This is a genomic window from Paenibacillus sp. TAB_01, from assembly GCF_043945595.1.
Classification (GTDB): domain Bacteria; phylum Bacillota; class Bacilli; order Paenibacillales; family NBRC-103111; genus Paenibacillus_S.
The window spans coordinates 3023723-3048975 of the sequence record NZ_JBIFNP010000001.1 but is presented as its reverse complement, the minus strand read 5'-3'; the positions used below and the strand labels follow the sequence as shown (position 1 = coordinate 3048975).

The following is a 25253-nucleotide window of genomic DNA, read 5'->3' as shown; positions in this document are numbered from 1 at the left end:
TATATATTTACAGGGATCACGTGCTGCAAGTTCACCTTACAGCTTTATCACCTTTATGCCCTCAGGCGCATCGATATCCGAATGAATAGTCCCGTCCGCCAGCTTCTCATGCTTCACTGTCACCTTACCATGAGGTGTCGGGAAAGTCGCCTCCGCCCACTCCAGGTCACCCAGCTGCGGAGCTATACGAATTGTCCGGCAGCCCGGCTCAACCGGACGGATACCAAGCACATACTCGGTAAGCCACGCCGTGGGACCGGACGCCCAGCCGTGGCAAAGACTGTGCCGGTAGCCTTGATAGCAGTAGCCGCCGTAATTGCCGTGAACGTCGACCTTTCCTTCGGGTGTCAGTTCATCGATAGGCGCCGCATTGTCCAGCCAGTCGATATCAAAATCTTCCCAGAACGACGTCGCTCCGAGCGAGAGCATACCGCCCCAATAATCCCTGATGTTGTCCAGGCTCCCCTTCACATCTCCCGCTTCACCCCGGGCCTTCAGCATATAGTAGCCGTAGAAGGTCGAATAACCCTTCGGTGAATCCGGTGCAATAACCTCATCATTGACCTTCTGCGGATCCAGCATACGGACTAATGCGAGCAGAGCGGCCGCCTGCTTGCTCTGATTATAATCCGGCGCTACCGTCCGAAGCCGTGCCTCGGTCTGCCGGCACAGCTCCGCCGTGTCGCTGTCATCGAATAGCTCCGCCAGCTTCGCTCCTGTTTCCATGCACCAAACGAATAAAGCATGCGCGCCGGCCCTCACCCCTTGGGGATTAGCGGAGGAAGGCCAATCCAAGAATGGCTTTGCAATATCCACGGTGCCGTCCGCTCGAACGCACTCGGCAATCTGACGGAGCAGGCCCGTCATGTACGTCTTTTGTTCCAGCAAATAAGGCAAATCCCCGTTTTGCATATACCAGTCGTAATGTACCAGGACCCACCAGATGGAATAAGTAGGAAAAGACATCCAGGAAGGCAGCGGGTTCTCATCCCGGATGAAGTCGAGACTGCGCGGCACAACGTCATGATAACCGAATACCGCCTGAAGCGTAGAAGTCTCCGGATGCATGTCCCCCGTCCATACCAGTCGGTCTCTTTTGATGCCGTCCCACAAATACTCTTGCATATTCAGATGCACCGTATAGGCGCCTGTATCCCAAATTCGGTTGAGCAGGTCATCGTTGCAGCGGCAGCTGCCTGTGTACTCCAGATCGTACATCAACGCTACGGCCCGGACACTGAGCAGCTGTACGTAATGCCCTTCATCCAGAAAGTCGATGCGTACGAAGCGAAAGCCGGTATTCCCGGTTTCCTCCGCCCCCATATAGCTGACTTCAAATACGCCGTCCCTTACCGCATGATTGTTCGTCGCATTGGTCGTCCCGCCCAGCTCGCTCACAGCCTCCATGGCCGATTCTCCGAACCGGACGCGAAACCTTGCCGTTCTCCGCTCTTTATCGCTGCCGCCTGCAATGCAGATTTGCACGCCGCCGTGAAGCTCCGCTCCAAAATCCAGAAGCAGCCCCGGAGCGCTGCCGTCATTGCGAAGATTGCAGGTTTTCTCTAACGGAGAGCGTAATACGGACTGGCCGTCGCGCCCCGCCAAAAGGAACTCCGCTGCTCAATTGTCGTATGGTCAAGGTCCGAACTCCAGACGATTCGAAGCGGATCGATATAATACCGGGTTCGCGGGTCACTTTTGCACCTTTAAGCCTTGCCATGAAACGGTCATGATCGGTCTCCTTTCCTTGGGCCAGAATAGATTCTAAAACGATTAGCTAGTTTTCCTTAATAATCGACTTCGCCGCAGTACCTAAATCTCCTTCCGGGGTAATCAAAAAAATGTTGAAGCTCTTCAACAACATAATGAAAATTTTGACGCGTCGGTTGGTTAATTCAACAAAGTAGTAGTCAACGAAGTGTATTTGGACACGCCACACGGAAAACGGCCACCTCCGCCCGGTCGGACGGAAATGGCCGTTATGGTAGTGCAGGAGCGTCTCTGCCGTCAGCTCGTCTTCATGACTCTCGTGCCGCGAACCGATGCAGCAGCATAGACGACGAGCGCTGTCCAGATGAGCGCGAAGCCTGCGAGCAGAACCGATGATACCGATTCCTTGAATACGAATACGCTTAGAAGCAGCATGATCGTCGGCCCGATGTATTGGACGAAGCCGAGCGATGACAGCGCCATCCGGGCGGCCGCCCGCGCAAAGAAGAGCAGCGGCAGCGCCGTTACTACGCCGGACAGAAGCAGTTCGAGGAGCGTGGACGCGGGCAGCGTCCATGCCGTCGTCTTTCCTACGACGGCCAAGTAGACCCAATAGCCGAGCGCGATGGGCAGAACGACAGCCGTCTCCGACAGCAAGCCTACAGAAGCGTCTTGCACAATCTTCTTTTTCGCGAAGCCGTACAAACTGAACGACGCGGCCAGAGAGATCGCGACCCACGGGAACCGCCCGTAGTCGATGGCGATGATGATCACCGCGGCGCCAGCTATGGCAATCGCGAGCCATTGGCCTCGGTTCGGCTTCTCGCGAAGGAAGACGACCGCCAGCAGCACGTTCAATAACGGATTCAAGTAATAGCCGAGACTTGTCTCGACGACATGGCCGTTATTGACCGCCCAGATGAAGATGAGCCAATTCGCAGTGATCAGCAGTCCGCTGGCGGCGAGCGGCAGCAGAAGCGCTCGGCTGGCCGCAATCCGCTTCATGTCGCCCCAGCGGCGCTGGAAGGCGATAAGAATACCCATAAAAACGAACGACCAGACGATCCGATGCGACAGAATCTCGCCTGCCGGCACGTCATTGAACAGCTTCCAATAAAGCGGAAGAACCCCCCACATGATATACGCGATAATGGCGTTAATCAATCCGTTGTTCACAACTATTTCCCCCTTTTCGCTTCGATGTCTGGACGGATTATACACCTCGATCCGCTCTTAAGCAAGGGAAATATTGATGCGTTGGCCGGCAGCCGCGTTAGTTGTCTATTGAATTATAGTGCTCGTTAACGTAATCAAATGTTTTATTCACGTCATTCTGTAGGAATAGGGACAAGCTTTATGCTTGGATTTCAATATCCTGTTCTTTGCACCATGCAATTACTAATTCCTTTATCTTACTTTCTTTGTATCTATACCATTGTTTATCGATGCCATGTTCAATAATCCCATCCTTAAATCTCCGGAATGCTCCTCTTCCCTGGGTTGCTTCATACAATACTTCCCGGATATCTCCATCCTCTAGAGTCCCAATAAAATTTTCTATAATTTCATATTCATTAAAGTCATGTTTCAACGTAAAATCGACGTAAACCCCGTCTTCATCTTCAATAATCCTTATTGCTTTTTCAATGTTCTCTCTTTGCCATATAGGAAACTTTTCGAGTGGCTGTTCATCTTCTGCAGCGCTATACTCTTCACTTGTTAATGTAATAACTTCCCCTGTTGTCATATTAATAAATGTAAAAGTGTCATCTATTTTCATTTCGATCTCAGCAACAAGGTCATCCAATTTAACTGGTTTCTTCGCATTCATATTTGCTTTCGCCACTTTCTTTTGTATTCATCACATAAACATTTTAACCAATAACTCAAAACAATCTACCTAATCGGTCGCTTGGAAAATAAATATACACGGCCATATGCCCGTGTTTCGTTAATATCCTGTATTCGTAGGAGCAAAATGAGATGGTTGGCTGCAGCGAAAATCTGCTCGTTTAACTATGGTATACTTTAATGTAACGGTAGTATAAGTAGTTCTCTTTCATTAGTATATAAGTTAGATCAGCCATGTTTTCATAGTGAATTGGCTAGGAATTTCTTTTCTTTCTCAGGATGCCCCAGTCACTTCCACATGCGTTACACGACAAAATATGTTTTAATATACCAAAGGAGCGTGATTCAATGGATATTCAATCGTTTCTATATCCTAAGAGCGAGGTCTCGTACCTCACGATATCCTCTAATATGAAAGAAGCCATGGATAAATTGGAGGCTAGCAACTATACGGCAATTCCGATATTGGACGACAATGGCTTATACTTCGGAACGCTGTCTGAGGGAGATTTGTTATGGAAGCTGAAAGCCACACCCGGTCTCAGTTTCGATACGATGCACGAAATTCCTATTGTCTCCATTAAAAAACGGATGATAGTCGAATGCGTGGCGATTAACGACGATTTAGACGATATGCTGGAGTTAGCGGCCGATCAAAATTTCGTTCCAGTCGTGGACGACGATCGTGTTTTCCTCGGAATCATCCGCCGCAAAGATATAATCGAATACTATACCCGAAATATTGCTGATTAGTTGTAAAGATCTGATCTTGCACATTGCGAAGGCTGCCGTTCGTTGGCAGCCTTTTCTTTGTTCTTAACGTTTTTTGAGCAATCGTTCTCCGCTAGTAGAATGATTGCTTGCACTAATAAATCATAATCCAAATGTGCTTTACTCAATTCTTTCAATCACTGCAAAATGGAAGCAGCAAATGCCGCGGCATCATAATCATACCATATTTTAGTATTTTTATACGATGACGAAAGTATGAATTATTGTCCTGAATTAAGCAAATTTACCCGGTAGATTAACGTTATCGGGTCTACAATTATACTTTCCGAGTCTAATACTTTATCAGAAAACTTTTTACAATTCCCTGCGGGCGGATAACCATACAAAATTGGTAGGCCAAATGATTGGAATGTATAAAACATATCGTATCGCTTCTCTATCGCCTAAACGCCCCTTGTGTCTTAACCGTAGAGCGGCCCCAATGCCGTGCAAGCCCTATAATCGGCACCTTGCAGATCATCCGTACCGAAGGAGCTCCAAAAACTCGGACGGAACAGGCGTTCCCTGTCCACGTTGTGCATACTGACCGGAATGCGCAGCATGGCGGCCAGCGTAATCAGCTCGGCGCCTACATGACCATAGCTGACGGCGGCATGATTGGAGCCCCAATGGCTCATCACCGAGTATACATCCCGGAATGCGCCGTTCACGGTCAGGTTCGGCACGAACCAGGTTGTCGGCCATGTCGGATTGGAGCGCTGATCAAGCGTATCGTGAACCTCCTCCGGAAGCTCTACGGAGTATCCTTCGGCCAGCTGCAATACCGGACCTGCTCCTTGGATCAGATTGATCCGCGCCATCGTCAGCGGCATGCCGCCGCTTGACGTGAAGTCGGTCGAGTACCCGCCGCCGCGGAAAAAGTCAACGGCAGGGCGCCATTGTGTCGCCTGCAGACATTCCTGGACGTCGGAATCCGTAATGTCCCAGAACGGCTTCATGGCCGGCTGCCCGTCTTCGGTCTGCCGGCCGGTTCCGTCCAGCGCCGCCGCTCCCGAATTGATTAAATGAATGACCCCGCCCTCCGCCCGGCCGGTCAAGGTTTGTCCCGTCACGCGCCGTACCGCCTCAGGACTCCAGTAGGTCCGCACGTCGGCAAAAATTTGCGCACGGTTCGTTAACAGATGCCCGAAGAGCATCGTGACGGCGTTCAAGTTATCGTTCTCTGTAGCGAGCATATACGGCTCGCGAATGCCGTTCCAGTCGAACGAGCTGGTCAGTATTGCTTCCATGAAATCGCCGTTCGGGTAATGGCTCGTCCACGCCCGCTGACCCTGGAAGCCCGCCGCAATGGCGTTATGCCCCATGGCTTCTTCCTTGAAGCCCATCTCGGCCAGTTTGACGTTGCCGATCATCAAGTCGCGGGCGATCAGCGCCATTTTGATCATTGTCTCCCAATCCTGCGCCTTCTGCTCCTCTGACCGGATCAGCCCTGGCGGATTCGGATCGGCCCCGATCCGGCAGTTCTTCCGGGTCCAGGCCAAAGCCCGCTCATATTCGTCCGGATCGTAAATACCGCGCTCAATCCGGCGAACAAACTCGCTCATATCTACGTATTCGTTGCGCATGCCCAAATAGTTTTGGAAAAAGGTCTCATCCGCAATGCAGCCCGCTATGCCCATCGATACCGTACCAAGCGCAAGGTACGATTTGCCGCGCAGGGTAGCTGCGGCGAGTCCCGCCTTGGCGAACTGCAGCAGCTTCAGCTGTACATCCCGGGGAATCGAGTCATCCCCGATATCCTGCACGTCTCTGCCGTAAATACCGAATGCGGGCAACCCCTTCTGATTATGCGCCGCCAGCGCCGCTGCCAGATAGACCGCTCCTGGACGCTCCGTTCCGTTAAAGCCCCAGATCGCTTTCGGCAGATGCGGGTCCGTATCCATCGTTTCCAGCGGATAGCACCAGGACGGGGTCACCGTAATGGTAAGCCCGACGCCCTGCTTGCGGAACTTCTCCGCCGCCCGGGCCGCTTCCGCCACACCGCCGATCGTCGTATCCGCAATGACGCATTCGACCGGCAGCCCGTTCGCGTGCCGCAAGTGACCGCTTAACAGGTTCGCGCAAGCGATAGCCATGTTCATCGTCGGCTCCTCCAGCGATTCCCGGATACCGCCCCGGCGGCCGTCAATGACCGGGCGAATGCCTATCTTGGGCATGTCTCCTTGCAAACGGTTCATTGTCGGGATCGTGCTCATAGGCGCTTTCCTCCTATTTGTTCGGTCATATATTGGGTGAGGCGGCGCAGCTGCTCGACCTCCAGCTTATGGGTGGCGGTAAAGTCCCCTGCGCTTTTGGAACGGCACTCGTAGTTGGACAGCACGCCTTCCAGCTTCAAATAATATTTGGCGTTAACCGGGTACAGCTGCTTTTCGATCAGCGATGCCATGCTAAGAAAGCTCGCCAGCAGCTCTGCTTCTTGCGATTCGATAGACACTTGCCCCATCAGCCGTGCGTACAGCTCCGGATGAAAATTAGCCATAACACCGCTATACCCTGTCATGCCCAGCTTGATTGTCTCAAGCAGCGTTGCGGAGTTGGCATTGTAAATGCGCAGATCCGTGCCCCGTACAGCCTCCAGCTTCGCCCGCATATTGCTGATATCGGAGCTGGTGTCCTTGAGAAACCGGAAGCGTCCGGTTTCCGCGCACCGCCTGAGCAGCTCCGGCGATATTAGACGTTTGTATGGATACGGACACTCGTAGAAGCCGAGCGGAACCGCGTCCGGCAGTCCGGTTAGCAATTTCTCCAGATTAGCCAGCCATTCGTCGTCCGACTCATCCTCTCGTGCCAGCCGGTTCGTAATCAGCACCAAGGCATCGATCCCTGTCGCCGCCATAGCCTGCAGTTCCTCCAGCTGCTCTTCCGGCGAATCTCCGATATGACCGGAGGCGATTACGGGCACTCTGCCCGCCGCCTTGGCCTTTACGAAGGAAGCCAGCTTCACCCGCTCTTCGAGACGCAGGTAAAACATTTCGCTCGATTGGCATACGGCGAACAAGCCGTCAACCCCTTTCGCGATATACCATTCAATCAGCCGTTCTAGCGCCTCGTAATCGATCTCATTGCCACCGGTAAACGGAGTAATCATTGTCGGCCATACTCCGTCGGATATATTGCTCTGCATCGGTTCTTCCCCCTTATTTAAAATGTGATGATAAGCTCGCTGCGCGCCCAGTTGATCCTCCAATCGCTGTTGAAATCGGATTCTATTATTGTTGTTTCCTGCCTGTAGAAGGAATCCGATTTCAAAGGCGAACGCTGACGCTTTTCCAGATTCAAATGGCCCCTCCGCTCGTTCTTCATCGATGTTTCTGATAGTCGGATGATAAAGCTCGCTGCGGCGCCATTTGTTCCTCCAATCGCTGTTGAATTCGGATTCTAATGATTGTTGTTTTCTTTCTGTAGAAGGAATCCGATTTCAAAGGCGAACGCTAACGCTTTTCCAGATTCAAATAGCCCCTCCGCTTGTGTTTCATCGGGTTTCCACCATGGTTTCTAACAACCGGATAATGAAGCTCGCTGCGGCGCCATTTGATCCTCCAATCGCTGTTGAAATCGGATTCTATTGATTGTTGTTTTCTTTCTGTAGAAGGAATCCGATTTCAAAGGCGAACGCTGACGCTTTTCCAGATTCAAATGGCTCCTCCGCTCGTTCTTCATCTGGTTTCCACAAGAGTGGCGAAAAGCGCTCATCGCGCAGGCACGGACCACAGCTTGATCTGTCCGAACAATCCGTACGTTTGAACAAGATACTGCGGCGTACGCTCCTTCCCTTCCTTGCGGAACGATTCGCAGCTTGTCGTCGGCGTGCCTCCCGACGCTTGATGGAACGGCCCGAACATATTTCTCGGGCTGCCCATAACCTCGATCTCCAGACGGTTTGGGCCCTGGGCCAAATAGTCGGTCAAATCGATGCCATCCGCGGCTTTCCAAGGGATATGCCCCGCCGTATGCCCGTTGACGCGAACCTCCACGGTTACGGCAGAGCAATCCCCCAGCTCCAGAATGAATCTGCGCTGCGCCGCCGGCTGATGCTCGTAATCGGCCTGATAGACGATGCTGCCATTATAGTGATAATAGCCTTGAAGACACCAGTCTCCGGCATGAAGCATTAGCGGCTCTTTCACGATGCGCCTGTCCGGGCTCACCGCAAAGTCCCCGATCAAATAAACATCCTCTACCTCCAGCGCTTGACGGTATAAGCAATGCAGCTCCAGCTCGTTCCTTCCCGTAACGAGTCCGCCGCCGAGAGGCACACGATCCATCGAGCGATCGACGAACCATCCGACGGGCGAAGAGGGAACCTCCGTGCCGTTAAGGAAAATCCGGTAATGCTGCGACCCCTCAATCACTAGCTCGACGCCGGAAGCCGGCACATCGGCAACCTCGAAGGTCAAGCGGAAGGCAGCTTGCGTGCCGTCATTCGGATGCGGCTCGTGAATCCATTTGTACCGCTGCGTCATGCCGTTCTGATGAACCGGCCGCATCCCGAGCCGTTCGCGAATACGGCGCTGCGCGGACCATATATCTTCTTCCTCCGCGGACCAGTCGGCATCGCCGAGCCGAAAGCGGCACGTGTCGAGCGTCAGCACGTTCGGCATCGTCCGTGCGAACCGGAATGAGGGCCCGAAGGCTTGCTCCAGCACCGCATCCGCTTGGCGGGTCACGGCAGCAAGTCCGGAAGACGGCCTAGCCTCTCCCGCAGCCGCTCCACCCACAGAGGCTTCCGCAGGCGGCTTCTTTTTATAAATGATATACAGCCTAGAGTCCGCGGGCCCCAAATGCGCGTCGAAACGCATGGCTGCTCCGTCCGCTAGCGTCACCGCGACTTCATCAATCCGACCGGTCAGCGCGTCCCATCGTTCTACGCAGCCGATCAGCGCAGTAGAAACGGTAACGTCTACCGCCCGGTCGCGGTCGTTATTGACGACGAACAACGAGTAATACGAGTCGGTTTCCTTCAGCATGTACAGCAGCTCCGGCGCTTCCGCCCCGTAAGGGCCGAGCAGGCTGACCAGCCGCGGCACGCGCAGCTCCAGCGCGCGAGCCGCTTCCTCCTTGCTGCCGACGATCGTGACGCCGGGATGCTCGTACAGCCGCACCGCATCTTCCGACGACCGCCCCTCTATCATCGCAGCCCCCGGCGTCATGGCGATGATCCTGCCGACAGCGTCCAAATAATCGAGAAGCAGCTCATAGGTGCTTCGCAGCATCGTGCGGATCGGCGGGAGGACGATCAGCTCATAAGCTGCCTGATTTACATGCAGCTTCCCGCCGCGTACCCCTCCCGCTTCGGCCATAATCGTCTCGTCTCCCAGATCATAATCGTAATGGGAACGGGCCATATGCTGCAGCAGATCGTTAAACGCATAGCCGTATTCGTCGATGCCCGGAATATCCCGGTTCCTTCCCCCGGGACGGGCTGCCGTAAGGATCTGTGCCAAGCATCGACCATGCGGTCGCTGCCGGATGAAGCACGAGAAGTTCTCGGACCGGCCTGCCTTCCGTCAAGATCAGTCCGAGCCGGGCAAAGTAATCCTCTACAATCCGGTTATATTTCCACCAGCTCGTCTGGTAATTGAAAAACGGCGGATAATCCCGTTTGCGGCAGCCCCTAATCGAATACTGGGCAAGATGCTGCGAGCGCAGGTTGACGCCAAGCACGTACTGCCAGTCTCCCATCCACTTCTGCCCTTCAAACGTAAATTCCCAGCCGGCGCAGCCGTACATTTCGGAGATGACGAAGCGGCGCCCATATTGATTCGCCACGCTGGTACACTGCTTGACGGTCATGTATTCGTCCGTCTGCTCGCAGAGCATGTCGATACCCGGCACATGCTGGTAACGGTAATGCGGCATGATAGTCCCGCCGACCCGCGTAGCTACGCCAAGCGCGCTTTCCCACAAATAATGTCCGGTAAATTCGAGACAGTTCCGCTCGCACCAGTCGCCAAGCTGCTTGGAATACGCCGAGCTGTATTTCTCGGTAACCGTGCGCCAGTAATCATGCCGCGCAGCGGAAGAGTGCTCGCCGTCGAAATATAAATACGGAAGCAGGCCGGTCAAGTCATACCCTCTCTGCTTCAGAAAGTATTCCTGAAACGTGTACGTCCACGGCAGCCACCCCCGGCCGGGCGTAAACCGGCAGTGCCTGTCGTGCACGCTCGGCTCGTCGGTGAAGATCCCGCGAACCGTTGTCCCGAACTGCCCGCCGATCTCCTCCTTATAGCGCTCATAGGTCGATTCGATAAACCGCGCGACCGTCTCCTCGTTCATACTGTCGGGCGGCGCCTCGCCATTAAACCATTCGCTTCCCGCCGACACCTCGATCCGAAAGACAAGCAGTACCTCATCATCCGCCGGCACGGGAGCCTCATGAAGCGGCAGCCGCTCGCAGCGCCGAAGCTTGATTCCGTCAATGACGGCTTTGAACAGCGCGATCATGTGTTCGTCCGGCTCGACAGGGCCTCTCGTCACTTCAACGGTAAGCCCCTTGGCGCGGTACGCGTCCCCTTGGGCCGGCACCGTTCCTCCAGCCGATCCCGAGGGCCAACGGTTCATCGTCGTAGAGCCATGCGTGCATGCCGAGCGACTCCGCGCGGGCGACGGAAGCCTTGACGGCTTCCATCCATTGTTCTCCCATATACGGCGTCTCCAGCCCGTCGCGCGAATGCATGAAGAATCCGCCCATCCCCTGTTCGTTCATATCCTCAATCTGCCGTACCAGCTCTTCCTCGCGCAGCTCGTCATTCCATGACCAGAAAGGCACCGAGCGGTACGCCGCAGGCGGATTTGGGAACGCCTTCCTCAGAGCGGCCAATTCCGTCCATTCCTTCATAGGGGCGACCTCCCGTCAGTTTTCTTCAAATTCCAGCTCCAGACTCCAGCACACGATACGCTCCCGCTTCCAGGTATAGGTCACATGGATGGCATTCCCCTGCGCGATAACGGCGGGATAAGAAAACTCGCCGTATTCGATCGGCACCGTGTACGACGTATACTCGCCCTCCAATACTTTGAGCTGCTCCCATGTTTCCCCGTTATCGGTCGAGATGCTCAGCATAAGCGGAGTGCGCGGCCCCCTGTACATGCCGACCGGGTTATAAGCCAGCACAAGCGCTCCGTTATCCATTCTCGCCAGATCGATGCCGCTGTTATTGTTGGGCAAATAGGTCCGGTAAGCGGGCGACCAGGTACGGCCCGCATCGGCGGAGTCGCTCCGGTAGATGAACCCGGCTGTGCTGCGGGTCAACATGTGCACCTGCCCCGGCGCGGATTCCCACACCGTCGGCTGGATAATGCCCTTGCCCCGGATCAGCTCCGCTCCTTCCGGGTATTCGCCCTCGGCTTGCCCCTCATGCCGGACCGGCACCTTCGCGCTGGCCGTCCAGGTAAGCCCTTGATCGGCCGAAATATCGGCGAAAGCGTCCCAGTACGTTCCCTCCAGCGATGCTGGGGCGAGCCACGTGCCGTCCTGCAGCTGAATCAGCTTGTTTTTTACCGGGCCCCTTCCCCCGACATCGCCGGGCACCAAGTCGACGGGACGGCTCCAGGTCAAGCCGTCGTCATCGGATACGGTAACCCGCGTATACCATTCGGGAATCGGATGTCCCACTTTATAATGGAGAACAATCTGCCCATCGTCCTTACGGAACAGGACGGGATTCCAGTGGACGAGATCAGCCTCGTCAGCTACGAGATAAGGTGCCGACCAGGAGCCGTTCGTCCGTTTGGAGCACCAGATGCCTACATCCGGATTGCCTTCCTTGGAGCCTGCAAAATAAGCAGCGAGCAAGTCCCCGTTCGGGAAGGCGATCACCGTTGACGCGTGGCAGCTGGCGAACGGGCGCGCCTCTTCGAATAAATATTGTTCCGTATACTGCTTAATCTTCATTTACATTCAGCTCCTTGTTCAAGATGAATTACTTCTTCATTCGGGCCAGCGCATCGCTATAGATTTTCTCCAGCTCGCCGGCACCCATGTCGCGTGCTTTCTGAATCACTGCGTCATATTCGTCGATCTTCTTCACACCCATAATAAATTTATCGTACTCCTGATCGAGCATTGTATTAATAGTAACATTCAACTCCTTGACACGGGACGCTTCTTCTTGGCTCAGCGGCGGATCCATTACAGGCTCGTTATATGCTTTATCTTTGGCGATAATGCCCCAGTATTCATCGTTAATCGCATCCCAGTTGCCGGTCATTTTCTCGATCTGGGTCTGACTCATCGTGTTCGTGTAATAAGGCGTAAAGCTCAGCTGGCAGCAGCCCAGGTCGGAATACAGGGCGTAGTACGGCGTCGGCGTGGCATTTTTGAATTTGGCCACGTAATCCTCTTTGTACTTCGGTTCCCCTTTATCGTCCATGGCGTAATGAACCCCTTCAATACCGAAGTTCATCAGATTGGAGCCTTCTTCCGAATACATCCAATCCAGCAGCTTCACCAGCTGCTCGGGATTCTTCGCCTTCGCGCTGATCGCGAATGTCTTGCCGCCGAATACCGTAGCGTAGAAGTTGGCGCGCGCTTTACCGGGAGCATACTCCGGAATCGGCAGCACCTGGAATTGTCCTTCCGGCTGCGTTTTGCGCAGATCGCGGGTGTAGTTCAAAGAAAATCCGCTGTTATCCAGGAAAAAGAACGATTTCCCGCTGGTCAGCTTCTCTGTCCACTGCTGCTGGGTTGTAACGGCGTAGTCGGGATCGAGAACGCCCATTTTGTAAGCTTTATTAAAGTAGGACAGCACATTTTTGAACGCCGACGTGGCGGGGCCGAACACATATTTGCCGCCGTCGATATCTTTATCGTAGTACATGCCGTTGCCTTTGGTGCTGTTGACTCCGCTGCCCAGCATATACGAGGTCGTCGCCAGCAATTGCGGCGTGCCGTTGCGCACTGTCCACGGCTTGGAATCGGGGTACAGCTCCTTCAGCTTGGCCAATACGGTAAGCAGCTCGTCGAACGTTTTGGGCTGCTCCAGCTGATGCTTCTTCAGCAAATCCTCGCGAATGACCGGACCGAAGCCGTTCTTCAGTTCATTGCGGGCAACCGCCGGGAAACCGTACAGCTCACCGTCCACCGTCATCTTGACCATGTCGGGATTGGCGTCCCATATCTTCTTGAAGTTCGGCATCAGCCCTTTGTTCATATAGTCCATCAGCGGCAGGAATACACCCGTCGAACCGAAATCGTTCAAGTCGTTTTTCTCCACCTGGATAATGTCGGGCAGATTGTTCGTAGCGATCAGCGTTTTCTTCTTGTCGTTGTAATTGCTGCTCGGTACGGTTTCAAATTCGAGCTTCACATTCGTCCGCTTCAACACTTCCTGCTGAATCGGAGCATCTTTCTTCACCGGCTGATTGGCGTTTTCGGGAAATACGACCTTCACCGTACGCTCTTTATCTACGATTTGCGTACCTGCAGCCGCCTGCCCGGCGCCCGTGTCAACCGGATCCGCCTCCTTGCCCGAGCATGCCGCCATGCCGATCAGCGCAATCCCCGTCAAGGAAACCGCCGCCATGCGAGACCATCTTTTTGCCATTGTTACTACCTCCCTGGAATGATTAGCTTTGTTTTTCTTAAGCCTTCCCATCTGCTTGCTCAGCCTTTTAAGGCGCCTATCATAACCCCTTTGGCAAAATATTTTTGCAGGTAAGGGTACACCACAAGAATCGGAATGATGGTAATGATGATGACCGCGTACTTATAGTTGGCGGCCACAACCCGGAAGCTGGAGCCTGCGCTGCCGATATCCCCCTGCTGGCTGGCGAATTCACCGGCGATGACGATGTTTCGCAGCATCACCTGTACCGGATACATATCTTTGCTGTTCAAGTACAGCAGCGACGGAAAGAAGCTGTTCCAATGGTGAACCGCATAGAACAGCACCATCGTCGCCATAATCGGCATCGATAACGGGAGAATGATTCGCAGCAGAATTTGAATATCGTTCGCCCCGTCCAGGAAAGCCGATTCCTGCAGCGATACCGGAATCCCTTCGAAGAAGGTTTTCATGATGATCATATTGAACGTATTGATGGCGGGCGGTAAAACGATAGCCCACATCGTATCGATCAGCCCCAGCTTCTGAATGACCAGATATGTAGGGATCATGCCCCCGCTCAAAAACATCGTAAACGCAATCATGAAGATAAACGCATTGCGCCCATACATATCCTTACGCGACAGCGCAAAAGCGCACATCGCCGAAAGCACGACATTAATCGCCGTCCCGATGATCGTGTACTGCAGCGTATTTCCGTAGGCGTGCCAAATATCTTTGTTTTTGAAAATAATTTTGTACGCCTCGATCGTCACGTCGTGCGGAATCCATTTGACGTCGCCCCGGTTCACCGCACTGCCGTCGCTGATGGAAACGATGAAAATATAGTAAATCGGATATAAGGTCACGAACACGAGCGCCAATAACAGCACGATAATGACGCCGTCCAGAAGCCGGGATCCGAGCGTAGCTTGTCGGTTCATTTTCTCTGTCCCTCCCCTACCACAAACTGGTTTGACTTATTTTTTTGGAAGCTTTGTTCGCGGTATACAGCAGCACCAAGCCTACGATCGCCTGAAACAGCTCGACCGCCGTAGCGTAGCTGAAGTCGCTTCCAAGCAACCCTCTGCGATAAACGAACGTCGAAATGACATCCGCGGTTTCATACGTCGATCCGTTGTAAAGCAAAATGATTTTCTCAAATCCGACCGACATCAGCCTGCCCAGGTTTAAAATCAGCATAATCGAAATCGTCGGAGCGATGCTCGGCAGCGTGATACTCAGCAGCTGATGCCAACGGTTCGCGCCGTCGATCTTGGCGGCGTCGTACAGCTCCACGTCCACCCCGGTCAGCGCAGCCAAATAAATGATGGAGCCCCAGCCGACGCTCTGCCATATGCCGGAGGCGACGAAAATCGTACGGAACCACTCCGGCAGCATCAAAAATTTGACGGGCTCCAATCCCAACCATTCAATAATCTGATTAATCAGCCCGTCCGAGGACAAAAAGTTCGCGATCATCCCGCAGACGACGACGGTCGAAATAAAGTGCGGCAAGTAGCTGATGCTTTGCACGATCCGCTTGAACATCTGGTTCTTCAGCTCGTTGAGCATGAGCGCAAGCACGATCGGCGCCGGAAACGCCCATATCAATTCATAGATGTTAATCAGCAGCGTGTTGCGGATCAGCTTCCAGAAATAAGGGTCTTTCAAAAATTTCTCGAAATGATGAAACCCGACCCACGGACTTCCCGAGATGCCTTTGACGATGTTGTAGTTTTTGAACGCAATGATGATTCCGTACATCGGCCAATAATGGAAGATGACATAATAGCAGAACGGAATGAAAAAGATCGCGTACAAATACTTGCTCCTTGCCATCCCCCGTATGACAGGATGGCGTATTCTCGCCGAGCTGAACGCGGCCGCCTGTTTGGTTTGTTGACTTTGAATCACAATCCCCTCCCGGTGTAATGCACGTCCCGCCCTCCGTATGCACGGCTGCTTCGAGACGCTTTTCTGATTCGGACGTTCCTTAGCTTGTCATCGCCCGGTGAGCTTATTATAGAAACCGGCGCCGCCGTCTGAAAAGAACCGATACCCGACCGGACGATGCACTTTTCGCACTCCGGCTGGCTTGATTCAACTTTCTACCGGTGTCCATTTTCCCCCTTCAAGCCGCAGAATCAGGCAAATCCCCCGTTCTTCGGCGGTTAATCAATTCATGTCAAAAAAGCCACAGACCAGGGCGGGTCTATGGCTTCTATGAGCTGCTTCTATGAACAAACTATATTCGGAGTATCCTCATTTGCGGTGCAGGGAACGGTAATCGTTCGGCGCTATCCCTTCCGTTTTCTTGAATACGCGCAGAAACGTCGTCCGGCTCGGGATGCCGATCTCCTCGGCGATGTCGCTCACCCGCATATCGGTGCCGGTCAGAAGCTTCTTCGCCTTATCCATGCGAACTTGGTTGATGTAATCGGTCAGATTGACGCCCGTCTTTTCTTTGAACACGCGGGATACGTATTTGAGCGAGATGCCCATTTCTCCGGCGATCTGTTCCAGGCCGAGATCCTGGCGGTAATTGTCTTCGATATACTTCTCGATTAAGGAAACGAGGCTGCCGGATTTGGCATCGCCGCCCGTTCGCGTCGCGTCGATGATCTGTACATAATAAGCGTAAATCGCTTCCTGCAATTCACTGTACTCGGAGAACGATACGCTCTGCTCGCCCTCCAGCAAGCGGCTTAATTTCTCGTCCGCGGCGATGGAATGGGCATCCAGCCCCCTCTCCACAAGAAACCGTGCGCCGGTCGTGTACATTTCCAGAAACAGCAGTCTCCAATATTCATACGAAATGCTGCCCTGCACGTTCGCCGTTACAATCTGGTCGATAAGATCGCGGAGCGCGTCTTTATGGCCCAGCTTCAAATGGTTCCATATTTTTTGCTCGTCAAACAGCGAGTACATGAACCGGTTCTCGATCTGGAGCTGCTCGGAATCGATGATCTGGAACCGGTCATTGCCGCTGCGTTTGCCGATCGCCGTCATTGCTTCGTTATACGAGGCTCCGATCTCGTTAATACCGGAATAAAATGCGCCGATGCCGACAGTCATATCGTAGTACATATGAATGTCGTATTGGAACAAGCTCATCAGCTTTTGGAATGCAGGATGCAGAGCTGACGCCTGCTCCCGGCTCTCAACGTTAACGATCGCCACGAACAAATTGTGCCGGTACTCGATGATGTACGACGGCGCTATCTCTCCGAGCAGCGTCCAGATAATTTTCTTGATCCCGTTCATGACCAGCAACCGGTCCGTATCCTGAATGTCCTGGTAGAATGGCTCCTTAAAGTCAAAGGACACTCCGCAGCAAACATATCCGGCTCTGTCGAAGCCGAATTCCAGCTTCAGCGTTTCCTGCAATATTTCCTCCTGATTCAGCGTGTGTCCTTTCAGCAAAAACTGGAAGGACGACTCGACATATTCGCTCGTATGCTGATCGTACTTTCTTTTATACTGCCGATGAGAATCGGTCAGTGAGCGGAGGCCCTGCTGGATTTGCTCAAAATCATTCGCCTGCTGTGCCTGTGCGTGCCCTTCCTGGCTCCATAAGTCGCTTTTCTCCAGAATGATATTGCGGATACTGCGTATCGGATTATAAATCCGCGAGCTGAACACGAAGGAGAAGACAATACCCATCAAAACTAATACCAGGCATAACAGCAAGGTCATTAGAAGAATGCTTGAAGTATGGCGGTGAAACTCGCTGATCGGCGTAAACGAGTAATAGTCCCATCCGTATAATGCCGACTTGGCGTGAGACACTTCATAACGCTCCCCGGCAATGTCCATTTCTCCGTTCAGCGCCTGATCGCCGCTCCGGTCTGCGACGGCCCCGGCGAACAGCGGGTCCGCCATATAGCCGCTCGGGTCAAGCAGCGCCTTGCCGCTGCCGTCCGTAATCACATAGCGGGTCGATTCGAAGACGGCGTTGCCTTTAAGCGCCTTCTCAATCGCGTCTACCGCCACATTGATGACCATGACGGCATTATAGCTCTGCAGCCGGTCGCGGATGACGACGGGAACGACCTGCTTGTCGTAAATTCCTTCGCGTTTGACGGAGGCTGCGGGCAGCAGCTCGATATACTTGTCTGAGCTCAGCTTTTGCGCCCAGTAGCCGGCGTCGTATGGATCGTATTTGTACATCGTGCCAAAAAAAGAATCGAACCGGTTCACTCCCGCGCTGACATACACGCTCGACTTATCGATGTACACATAGATCCGGTCGGTGAAATCGCTGACAATATTTTCGTTGCGCTGAATAATTTTGGGCAGCCGCCATATTTCCGTCTTCACTTCCAAGCTTTGCTGCTCTTCGGGCATTAACAGCATCCTCACCGTGTAATCGCTGAAAAAATTAAAGCTGATTTCTTGCAGCGAGCCCATTTTGGCGTCGATCGTCTGCGCGGCATTTTGCAGATTGGTCTTGATCCGGTCATTAAAATCTTTCTTCATAATATAGAGCGAGTACATATAAGTCGACAGCCCGATAATGACGATCGGAATTAACAGTGTGAGAAAGTAAAATAGTATTTTAAAATACAGCCGATTCTCTCTATTGCGGAAGAAGCTGTTCCAGCGCAACTCCCGTCCCCCTCCTTCGCTATCCATCTATGCGGGCATGCTGATCAGGTTGTGAAAAGATTCGCTTCCGTGCCCGTTTGACCATACAATCGCTGTGATAAGCGGATTCATCATCCCCCTTATATTTCTTATTTACAAGGAGTATCCCCTCTCATAGGCTGCTACTGTTGCTTTTCCAAATTCAAACGGCCTCTCCGCTCGTTGTTCACCGCAGTTTTATTGCTTCATGCGAGCTTCCGCGCGGTTGTATATGTCCTCCAATTCGGCCGCCCCCAGCTCTCGGGCTTGCCGTATCACCTGGTCGTATTCTTCTATGGGCTTCAGCCCCATAATGAATTTGTCGAATTGCTCATCCAGCATATCGTTGAGCGCCGAATGGATGTCCTTTGCTCTGGCAGCTTCCCGCTTGGTCAGCGGCGGCTCCATCACGGATGGCCTATAGGCCGGATCGGAGGCGATAAGGCTCCAATACTCTTCGTTGAGCTTGTCCCACGTGCCCGTGACCTTCTCGATTTGAAACTGGGACAGCGTGTTAGAATAATACGGCGTGAAGCTCAGCTGGCAGCAGCCCAGCTCCGAATAGAGCGCATAATACGGCGTAGGCTCTGCGTGAATGAATGTTTGAATGAAATCCTTCTTGTAGACCGGCTGGCCGCGGTCATCCATTGTATAGTGCTCTCCTTCGATCCCGAAGTTCATCAGCCGGAACCCTTCCTCCGAATACATCCAGTCCAGCAGCTTCACGACCGACTCGGGTTCCTGCACCTTGGAGCTGACGGCAAACATTTTGCCGGAAAACGTATTCATATAAAACTGGGCCCGGGCTTTCCCCTCGGCATATTCGGGAATCGGCATCACCTGAAAGAAAGCTTCGGGATGAGCCGTTCGCAAGGCTCGGGTAAAGTTCAGGCCGAAGCCGCTGTTGTCCAGGAAAAAGAACGATTCGCCGCCGGTCAGCTTCTCCGTCCACTGCTGCTGGGTCAACACCGCATAATCCGGGTCCAGCACTCCCGATGTATACGCTTGATTCAGAAAAGCCAGCACAGGCTTGAACTGCGGCGACGCCGGTCCGTACACATACCGCCCGCCATCCCGATCGGGATCGAAATACATCCCGTTGCCCGCGTTATAGCCGCTTCCAAGCATGTACGAAGAAGCTGCCAATAGCTGCGGCGTTCCCTTGCGGACGGACGCATGGGACCGAGTCGGGATACAGCGCTTTCAATCGCTTGAGCACGTCAAGCAGCTCATTGAACGTATGAGGAACCGGCAGATGATGCTTCTGCAGCAGGCCCATCCGTATAACCGGCCCGAAACCGTTCTTCGCCTCGTCGCGCACGATGGCCGGAAAACCGTACAGCTCGCCATCGACGGTTAAGCGGAGCAGGTCGGGGTTCTCGTCCCACAGCTTCTTGAAGTTGGGCATCAGCCCCCGGTTCATATAATCCATTAGCGGCAGAAATACGCCAGCCGAAGAAAATTCGTTCACATCCTGCTTATCGATCTGAATGATATCGGGCGCATTCTGCGTAGCCAGCAGCATCTTCTTCTTATCGTTATAATTGCTGGTCGGCACCGCCGTGTACGTCAGCCGGAACCCCGTCCTTCTGGCGATTTCCTGCTGAATCGGCGTGTTCTCCCTTACTTTCTGATTATCCGTCTCGGAGAACATGACTTTGAGCGTGCGTTCACGGACCGGGGAGGGATCAGCCCCCAGACGGTGCGGCAGCTCCGTATCGCCGATAAACAGCCAGTAGAAGCAGCCGAATAATACGGCAGCCGCGAAGAGGACAGCAGCGGTGGCGGTGGCGCTCCATGTTTTGGCCATGCGAAATGACTCTCCTTGCCAACATAGTAACGAGCAAAGTTCAAGCTAAGTATACCATTAAGAACCAATGACTTGAATAAAATTATAAAATGCGACTGACGAATTTCGACAAACCTAATTACGATTCTCCGCTTTGAACCAAAAACGCTTCATGATTTTCTCAGATTTTCATCGAAAGTTTACTAACTTATTTCACCAAAATCGAACATGCAATCGAGCCGTTCGGTGGTGTTTGAAAATTGTTTGCAACATTCGAGAAGTAAGTAACGTTAGAAAGATAACTTCCCTCCGAGGAAGCAAATATACGAGGAGGTTTTTAGGATGAAAAAATTAGCGGCTCTGATTTCTACAACGATGTTGTTTAGTAGTTTATCCGTAGGATCCGTATTTGCATTTACCGATGTAAACGGTGACCAATCGACTGCAATCTCCATGCTGCAAGATCGAGGTATCGTCAACGGGGTTGATGCGGAGCATTTTGCTCCAAAAGGAAAGATCAGCTATGCGCAGTCCGTGCAGATGATTGTAAAGGCATTCGATTATAATTTGGATCTTATGAAGTTTGAGAAGCCGCCGATTTCTTCCAGCCTGTTTACGAATATCCGTGATGATGCTTGGTACGCGGAGGCATTCGTAATCGCTCACTACAACGGTTTGGACATCCCTGAAGATGTGAATCCTAACGCGACGATGACACGCGAGCAGTTTGCCAATTTGCTTGATCGTGCTTTGGAGAAAAAGGCAAATTTGCCTATGATTAATTTGAAACTGGAGATCAAGGATGACAGTCAGATCACTCCTGAGCTGCAAGGAAGCATTCTGCGTCTTGTGCATTATAAAATCGCGGTACTTGACAAGGACGGAAATTTTAATCCGAAAAGCGAGCTTACGCGCGGAGAGTCTGCAATATGGTTATATAACGCCATTCGATTTGTAGAACAGAGACAAACCCCTGTAACTACGGATCAGGAAACAATTCAAGCACTGACCAACGAAATCAATATGTTGAAAGAGGAAAGTACCGTTCAACAGGTGATGGAGTCCAATTACGGCTCATCGACGCAAGTGACTAACGTTGTGACGGTTACGGATACGGTATTAAAGGTTGAAGCCGCTCCTGTTTCCTTCGAAGGAAACTTCAAGGGACTTTTCACAGAAGGCAAAAGCTACCCGTATTATAGCGATGCAGCGATGGGAGGCCAGCGAGGCGTGACCATAAAAGATAACTACGGGGTATGGCATTCTTTCGGCTATAAAGAACCTATATCGTAAATGAAATCGTGTTAATAGCAATCGGCTCTAATGTGCAAATATTAATCGACCTTGTTACACGTTAAATTAAACAACGAGCAGGGTTTGTACTCCACCTGCTCGTCAATAGAGTGCTCAACATGAGTTAGTCCCTTCAACAAAGCTGCTATAGTTTTCTGTATTTTGCAATTTCCTGCTCGTAAAGATCTCCACCGTACGCATCGTATACAACCAGAACAGGGAAATTTTCAACCGTCAGCTTACGTATCGCCTCCGGTCCCAAATCCTCATATGCAACAACCTCGGCCGCTTTGACCTTATTAGCCAACAGTGCGGATAATCCGCCTATTGCGGACAGGCACACAGCCTCATATTTTACACACGCGTCTTTTACTTCCTTGCTTCTGGGTCCTTTGCCGATCTTGCCTTTCACCCCATACTCATACATGGCAGGCGTATAAGGATCCATACGGGATGCCGTTGTAGGAGCAATGGAACCAATAATTTGACCCGGCTTCGGCGGCGTTGGCCCGGCATAGAAAATAATTTGATCCTTTAAATTAACGGGCAGCGGCTCGTTGTTTTTCAGTAGTTCAATCATTCGCTTATGTGCAGCATCACGTGCTACGTAAATGGTTCCGTTAAGAAAAACCTCGTCACCGGCTCTGAGCTCTACCGCTTTATCTCGCGTGAGCGGAGTTTCCAAGTAAACTTTTGCCATGCGGGGCACCTTCCTTTCATACCTGACATTAAATGACTTTTGTATTTTTACGGGCTGCATGACATTGGATATTAACGGCTACCGGGAGCGCGGTAATATGGCAGCCATAAGTTTCGACAGCAACCCATATCGCCGTATTAGAGCCTCCCAAGCCTTGCGGGCCTATACCGGTTTTGTTGATGTCATCCAATAAATCTTTCTCCAATTGGGCAATATGCTCTTCATGATGAAAAGCGCCCACCTCACGCAGTACGGCTTCTTTGGCGATTTCCGTCACTTTATCAAAGCTACCGCCGATCCCTACTCCAACCACAAGCGGCGGACAGGCTCTGCCCCCTGCTGCGATGATGGTATCCAGTACAAATTTCTTGACTCCGGCCACGCCGTCACCCGGAAGCAAGAACTTCATAGCACTCATGTTTTCGCTGCCTCCGCCCTTGGGCAATACCGTCAGCTTGATCTGCTCTCCGGGAACAATTCGCATGTGAATGACGCCAGGCGTATTGTCGTTCGTATTTTTGCGGAGCAAAGGATCGGATACAATGGAGTTGCGGAGGTATCCTTCCTTATAGCCCTTCCGGATGCCTTCATGGATGGCGCTTGTGAAATCTCCGCCTTGAATATGGACATCCTGCCCTACATCCGCATAAACTACGGTCAATCCGGTATCGTGGCAATAAGGCCGGTCTTCCTCAGCCGCCAATTGGGCATTCTCGATTAATTGGTCGAGAATGCTCTTCCCGAGCGGAGATTCCTCTGTTTCACTTGCTTTGCGAAAGCCTTCCAGAATATCTTGCGGCAAATAATAGCATGCCTCCCAACACATCATGGCGATGGTATCGCGAATTTGATCCGTATGGACAATCCTCATCCTTGTTCTCCTGCCTTTCATCTCCTATTGAATATTCCGACTGCGTGCCGGTTATAATATAAAGCGCTTACAAACAAAAACTATTATGCTACAAGAACAATTTTAGCACATCTTTTGTTAACAAGAACCGCATTTATTGCTATCTTCTTATTCACCTATGCAATAATTGCTATTGTAGACCTCAGATATATCCATGCTGCCAAACCAAAAACACCTCCAAAGTTGTCATCCACATCTTGCGATATGGACGCATTCTCTTGAAGGTGTTTTCTCGCCTCTCGTTAGGAGGTCAGTCCTGAATATACCAGACTAGCATGGCTTTGGTTTACTTTTTCGCGGTTTTATACGCGGCTTCATACTCCTTAATGAGTTGATCCCCGCCGGATTTTCTCCATTTCTCCACTTCGGCCTGGAAGCCTGCATCATCGAGCTTGCCGACAATGTATTTCGTTTCCGCATCTTGAATCATTGTTTCAAGCTCTTTACCGCGCTCGGAGTAGATGGCAGAGCTTAAGTTAAGAGCAGGGTTGTGAACCGCGAATTGCAGTGAATCCGGCTCCATCTTATACCCTTTCATAGCAAGCGGCGTATCTTTAAGCGGCAGCACATTATACGTTTCGAAATTGAGCAAGCTGTCCCGATAAGGCTTTACATCTTTATTGAAAGCAGTCAGGTCTTTCCATGCAACCATCCCGCCATCAACCTTCGTATAGTGAACGCCCTCAATCCCGCGTTTTTGAAGCATGGACATTTCAGGGTCCATCATTTTATCTAAAAAGATGAGCAATTGCTTTAATTCCACTTCTGTTTTCACCGAAGATTTCGAGAAGACAAGCAGACCGTTATTTCCGGATTGAGCCGCAACGCGTCCGCCGTTGGGCCCTTGCCATGGTGTAATGTCAAGCTGAGCTTTAGGATCAACTTTGACGATACGGTCCTGAATGTTCGCAGCATTCGTTGCAACCCCGTTGATTTTCACGCCGACACGACCGGATTCAAACAATTTATCGGTTTCAGTCGCATCTACCGCCGGAAAATCTTGATTGATTAGCTTTTCGCTATAAAGCCGCTTAAACAGCTTCATGGTGTCTATAAACGGCGCTGTCATGAATTCTGGAGTGAATTTACCTGCATTGTCTACCCCCCAACGGTTCACCCCGCCTTGCGAAACCGCAATACGAGTTAATACAGAACCTGAGGCAGAGGCTTCATTATACTTTTTATCCAAAACAAAGCCGTAGGTGTCGTTTTTGCCGTTTTGATCCGGGTCTCCTGTTGCTATAGTTTTGGAAACTTGATACCAATCATCAAGAGTAAGCGGCGCTTTTAATTTCAAAGCATCCATCCAGTCTTGACGATAGATGACAGCAGGTCTTGCGATTTCGCGGTAAAGTGGAATGCCATACAGTTTGCCGTCCACTTTGATGTTTTCATAATACTGAGGATTTTGAGCTGATAAGTTTTTATAATCTTTCAGATAAGGACCTACTTCCCAGAACGTGCCGGATTGCAGCGATGCGATCGTCGTAGGCGTATAGTTGACTTTTAAAATTTTAGGAACTTCGCCTGAGGCGATCATAATATTTACTTTTTCATCATAAGCAGAGCTTGGAATCCACTGAAAATCGAGCTTCGTGTTGGTGTATTTTTCAATCGCTTTTTCGATCTCGTTGCCTTTCGCCGGAATTTCACCTACTTGGGTAACCGCAATCGTAACAGCAAGAGGACCGGTGTTTTGAGGTGTGTCCGTAGGTTTGGCCGCTTCTTTTGACGTACATCCGACAAGCGTTCCTGCAGTTAAAATTGAAGCACAAGATAAAACGATGATTTTTTTGTGTTTCATGTAACTTCCCCCTTGCGTTGTTTTTTTGCGTAAACTCAAGAAACTTACTTCTTGATTGTAAACGCTTACATTACTTTTCTATATTCTACCATAATCAAAACCGAGATATAAGATGCCAAATAAAAAAAATTGTATACATACAAGTTCTTTACAGACGAGTCAGTTCCCTCTTCCATCGTTTGACAAATGATTCCATGAACCATACAATGATATTATTACCGTTTTGAAAA

At 51.7% G+C, this 25253-nt stretch carries 20 protein-coding genes; 2 read left to right on the top strand and 18 right to left on the bottom strand.

All coding sequences use genetic code 11. The annotated features are described in order from the left end of the window. Positions 1 to 36: 36 nt before the first annotated feature. From ACHHV8_RS14630 to ACHHV8_RS14620, 3 genes are all read right to left on the bottom strand, one after another. Entirely contained in the window at positions 37 to 1605 is a 1569-nt protein-coding gene (locus ACHHV8_RS14630) for an alpha-L-rhamnosidase-related protein (protein ID WP_395159078.1), read from the bottom strand. Between the two features lie 402 nt (positions 1606 to 2007). After that, a complete protein-coding gene (gene rarD / locus ACHHV8_RS14625; protein ID WP_395159076.1) occupies positions 2008 to 2886 on the bottom strand; it encodes an EamA family transporter RarD in 879 nt (292 codons plus the stop codon). 178 nt (positions 2887 to 3064) lie between these two features. Then, a complete protein-coding gene (locus ACHHV8_RS14620) occupies positions 3065 to 3541 on the bottom strand; it encodes a UPF0158 family protein (protein WP_395159074.1) in 477 nt (158 codons plus the stop codon). A gap of 368 nt (positions 3542 to 3909) precedes the next feature. On the opposite strand from ACHHV8_RS14620, the gene ACHHV8_RS14615 reads away from it, so the two are divergent. Continuing rightward, positions 3910 to 4314, top strand: coding sequence for a CBS domain-containing protein (locus tag ACHHV8_RS14615; RefSeq protein ID WP_395159072.1), 405 nt, complete (start codon positions 3910 to 3912; stop codon positions 4312 to 4314). A 440-nt stretch (positions 4315 to 4754) separates the two neighbouring features. On the opposite strand, the gene ACHHV8_RS14610 is transcribed toward ACHHV8_RS14615, so the two are convergent. From ACHHV8_RS14610 to ACHHV8_RS14555, 12 genes are all read right to left on the bottom strand, one after another. Then, positions 4755 to 6548 (bottom strand): L-fucose isomerase, encoded by a 1794-nt coding sequence (locus ACHHV8_RS14610; RefSeq protein ID WP_395159070.1) that lies wholly within the window; start codon positions 6546 to 6548, stop codon positions 4755 to 4757. Next, positions 6545 to 7477, bottom strand: a complete 933-nt coding sequence (locus ACHHV8_RS14605; protein WP_395159068.1) for a dihydrodipicolinate synthase family protein — start codon at positions 7475 to 7477, stop codon at positions 6545 to 6547. The genes ACHHV8_RS14610 and ACHHV8_RS14605 overlap by 4 nt, the downstream gene beginning before the upstream one ends. Positions 7478 to 8042: 565 nt before the next feature. Further along, entirely contained in the window at positions 8043 to 9797 is a 1755-nt protein-coding gene (locus ACHHV8_RS14600) for a hypothetical protein (RefSeq protein ID WP_395159066.1), read from the bottom strand. Beyond that, positions 9715 to 10878, bottom strand: coding sequence for a glycosyl hydrolase (locus tag ACHHV8_RS14595; protein WP_395159064.1), 1164 nt, complete (start codon positions 10876 to 10878; stop codon positions 9715 to 9717). The genes ACHHV8_RS14600 and ACHHV8_RS14595 overlap by 83 nt, the downstream gene beginning before the upstream one ends. Next, positions 10832 to 11191 (bottom strand): hypothetical protein, encoded by a 360-nt coding sequence (locus tag ACHHV8_RS14590; protein WP_395159062.1) that lies wholly within the window; start codon positions 11189 to 11191, stop codon positions 10832 to 10834. The genes ACHHV8_RS14595 and ACHHV8_RS14590 overlap by 47 nt, the downstream gene beginning before the upstream one ends. Positions 11192 to 11206: 15 nt before the next feature. Beyond that, positions 11207 to 12247, bottom strand: a complete 1041-nt coding sequence (locus ACHHV8_RS14585) for a sialidase family protein (RefSeq protein ID WP_395159060.1) — start codon at positions 12245 to 12247, stop codon at positions 11207 to 11209. Between the two features lie 28 nt (positions 12248 to 12275). Beyond that, a complete protein-coding gene (locus tag ACHHV8_RS14580) occupies positions 12276 to 13898 on the bottom strand; it encodes an extracellular solute-binding protein (RefSeq protein WP_395159058.1) in 1623 nt (540 codons plus the stop codon). A gap of 59 nt (positions 13899 to 13957) precedes the next feature. Then, positions 13958 to 14842 (bottom strand): carbohydrate ABC transporter permease, encoded by an 885-nt coding sequence (locus tag ACHHV8_RS14575; RefSeq protein ID WP_395159056.1) that lies wholly within the window; start codon positions 14840 to 14842, stop codon positions 13958 to 13960. A gap of 16 nt (positions 14843 to 14858) precedes the next feature. After that, positions 14859 to 15815, bottom strand: a complete 957-nt coding sequence (locus ACHHV8_RS14570) for an ABC transporter permease (protein WP_395159052.1) — start codon at positions 15813 to 15815, stop codon at positions 14859 to 14861. A 348-nt stretch (positions 15816 to 16163) separates the two neighbouring features. Then, positions 16164 to 18509: a helix-turn-helix domain-containing protein gene (locus tag ACHHV8_RS14565; protein ID WP_395159050.1), complete on the bottom strand. Its 2346-nt coding sequence runs from the start codon at positions 18507 to 18509 to the stop codon at positions 16164 to 16166. Positions 18510 to 18725: 216 nt separating this feature from the next. Continuing rightward, positions 18726 to 19673: a type 2 periplasmic-binding domain-containing protein gene (locus ACHHV8_RS14560; RefSeq protein WP_395159048.1), complete on the bottom strand. Its 948-nt coding sequence runs from the start codon at positions 19671 to 19673 to the stop codon at positions 18726 to 18728. Next, entirely contained in the window at positions 19636 to 20337 is a 702-nt protein-coding gene (locus tag ACHHV8_RS14555; protein ID WP_395159046.1) for an extracellular solute-binding protein, read from the bottom strand. The genes ACHHV8_RS14560 and ACHHV8_RS14555 overlap by 38 nt, the downstream gene beginning before the upstream one ends. Before the next feature lie 321 nt (positions 20338 to 20658). Here ACHHV8_RS14555 and ACHHV8_RS14550 point away from each other — a divergent pair, with 321 nt between their 5' ends. Next, positions 20659 to 21609: an S-layer homology domain-containing protein gene (locus ACHHV8_RS14550; protein ID WP_395159044.1), complete on the top strand. Its 951-nt coding sequence runs from the start codon at positions 20659 to 20661 to the stop codon at positions 21607 to 21609. 145 nt (positions 21610 to 21754) lie between these two features. Here ACHHV8_RS14550 and ACHHV8_RS14545 read toward each other — a convergent pair whose 3' ends face one another. The 3 genes from ACHHV8_RS14545 to ACHHV8_RS14535 all read right to left on the bottom strand — a co-directional run bounded on the left by ACHHV8_RS14545 (position 21755) and on the right by ACHHV8_RS14535 (position 25023). After that, positions 21755 to 22309 carry a Fe-S-containing hydro-lyase gene (locus ACHHV8_RS14545; protein ID WP_395159042.1) on the bottom strand — a complete coding sequence of 185 codons (555 nt, stop codon included), beginning with the start codon at positions 22307 to 22309 and terminating at the stop codon, positions 21755 to 21757. 28 nt (positions 22310 to 22337) lie between these two features. Then, on the bottom strand, positions 22338 to 23180 hold the full coding sequence (locus ACHHV8_RS14540) for a fumarate hydratase (protein ID WP_395159040.1): 843 nt from the start codon (positions 23178 to 23180) through the stop codon (positions 22338 to 22340). A 325-nt stretch (positions 23181 to 23505) separates the two neighbouring features. Beyond that, the gene (locus tag ACHHV8_RS14535) at positions 23506 to 25023 is read right to left on the bottom strand and encodes an extracellular solute-binding protein (RefSeq protein WP_395159038.1); all 1518 of its coding nucleotides are present in this window, start codon (positions 25021 to 25023) and stop codon (positions 23506 to 23508) included. Between the last annotated feature and the right edge of the window lie 230 nt (positions 25024 to 25253).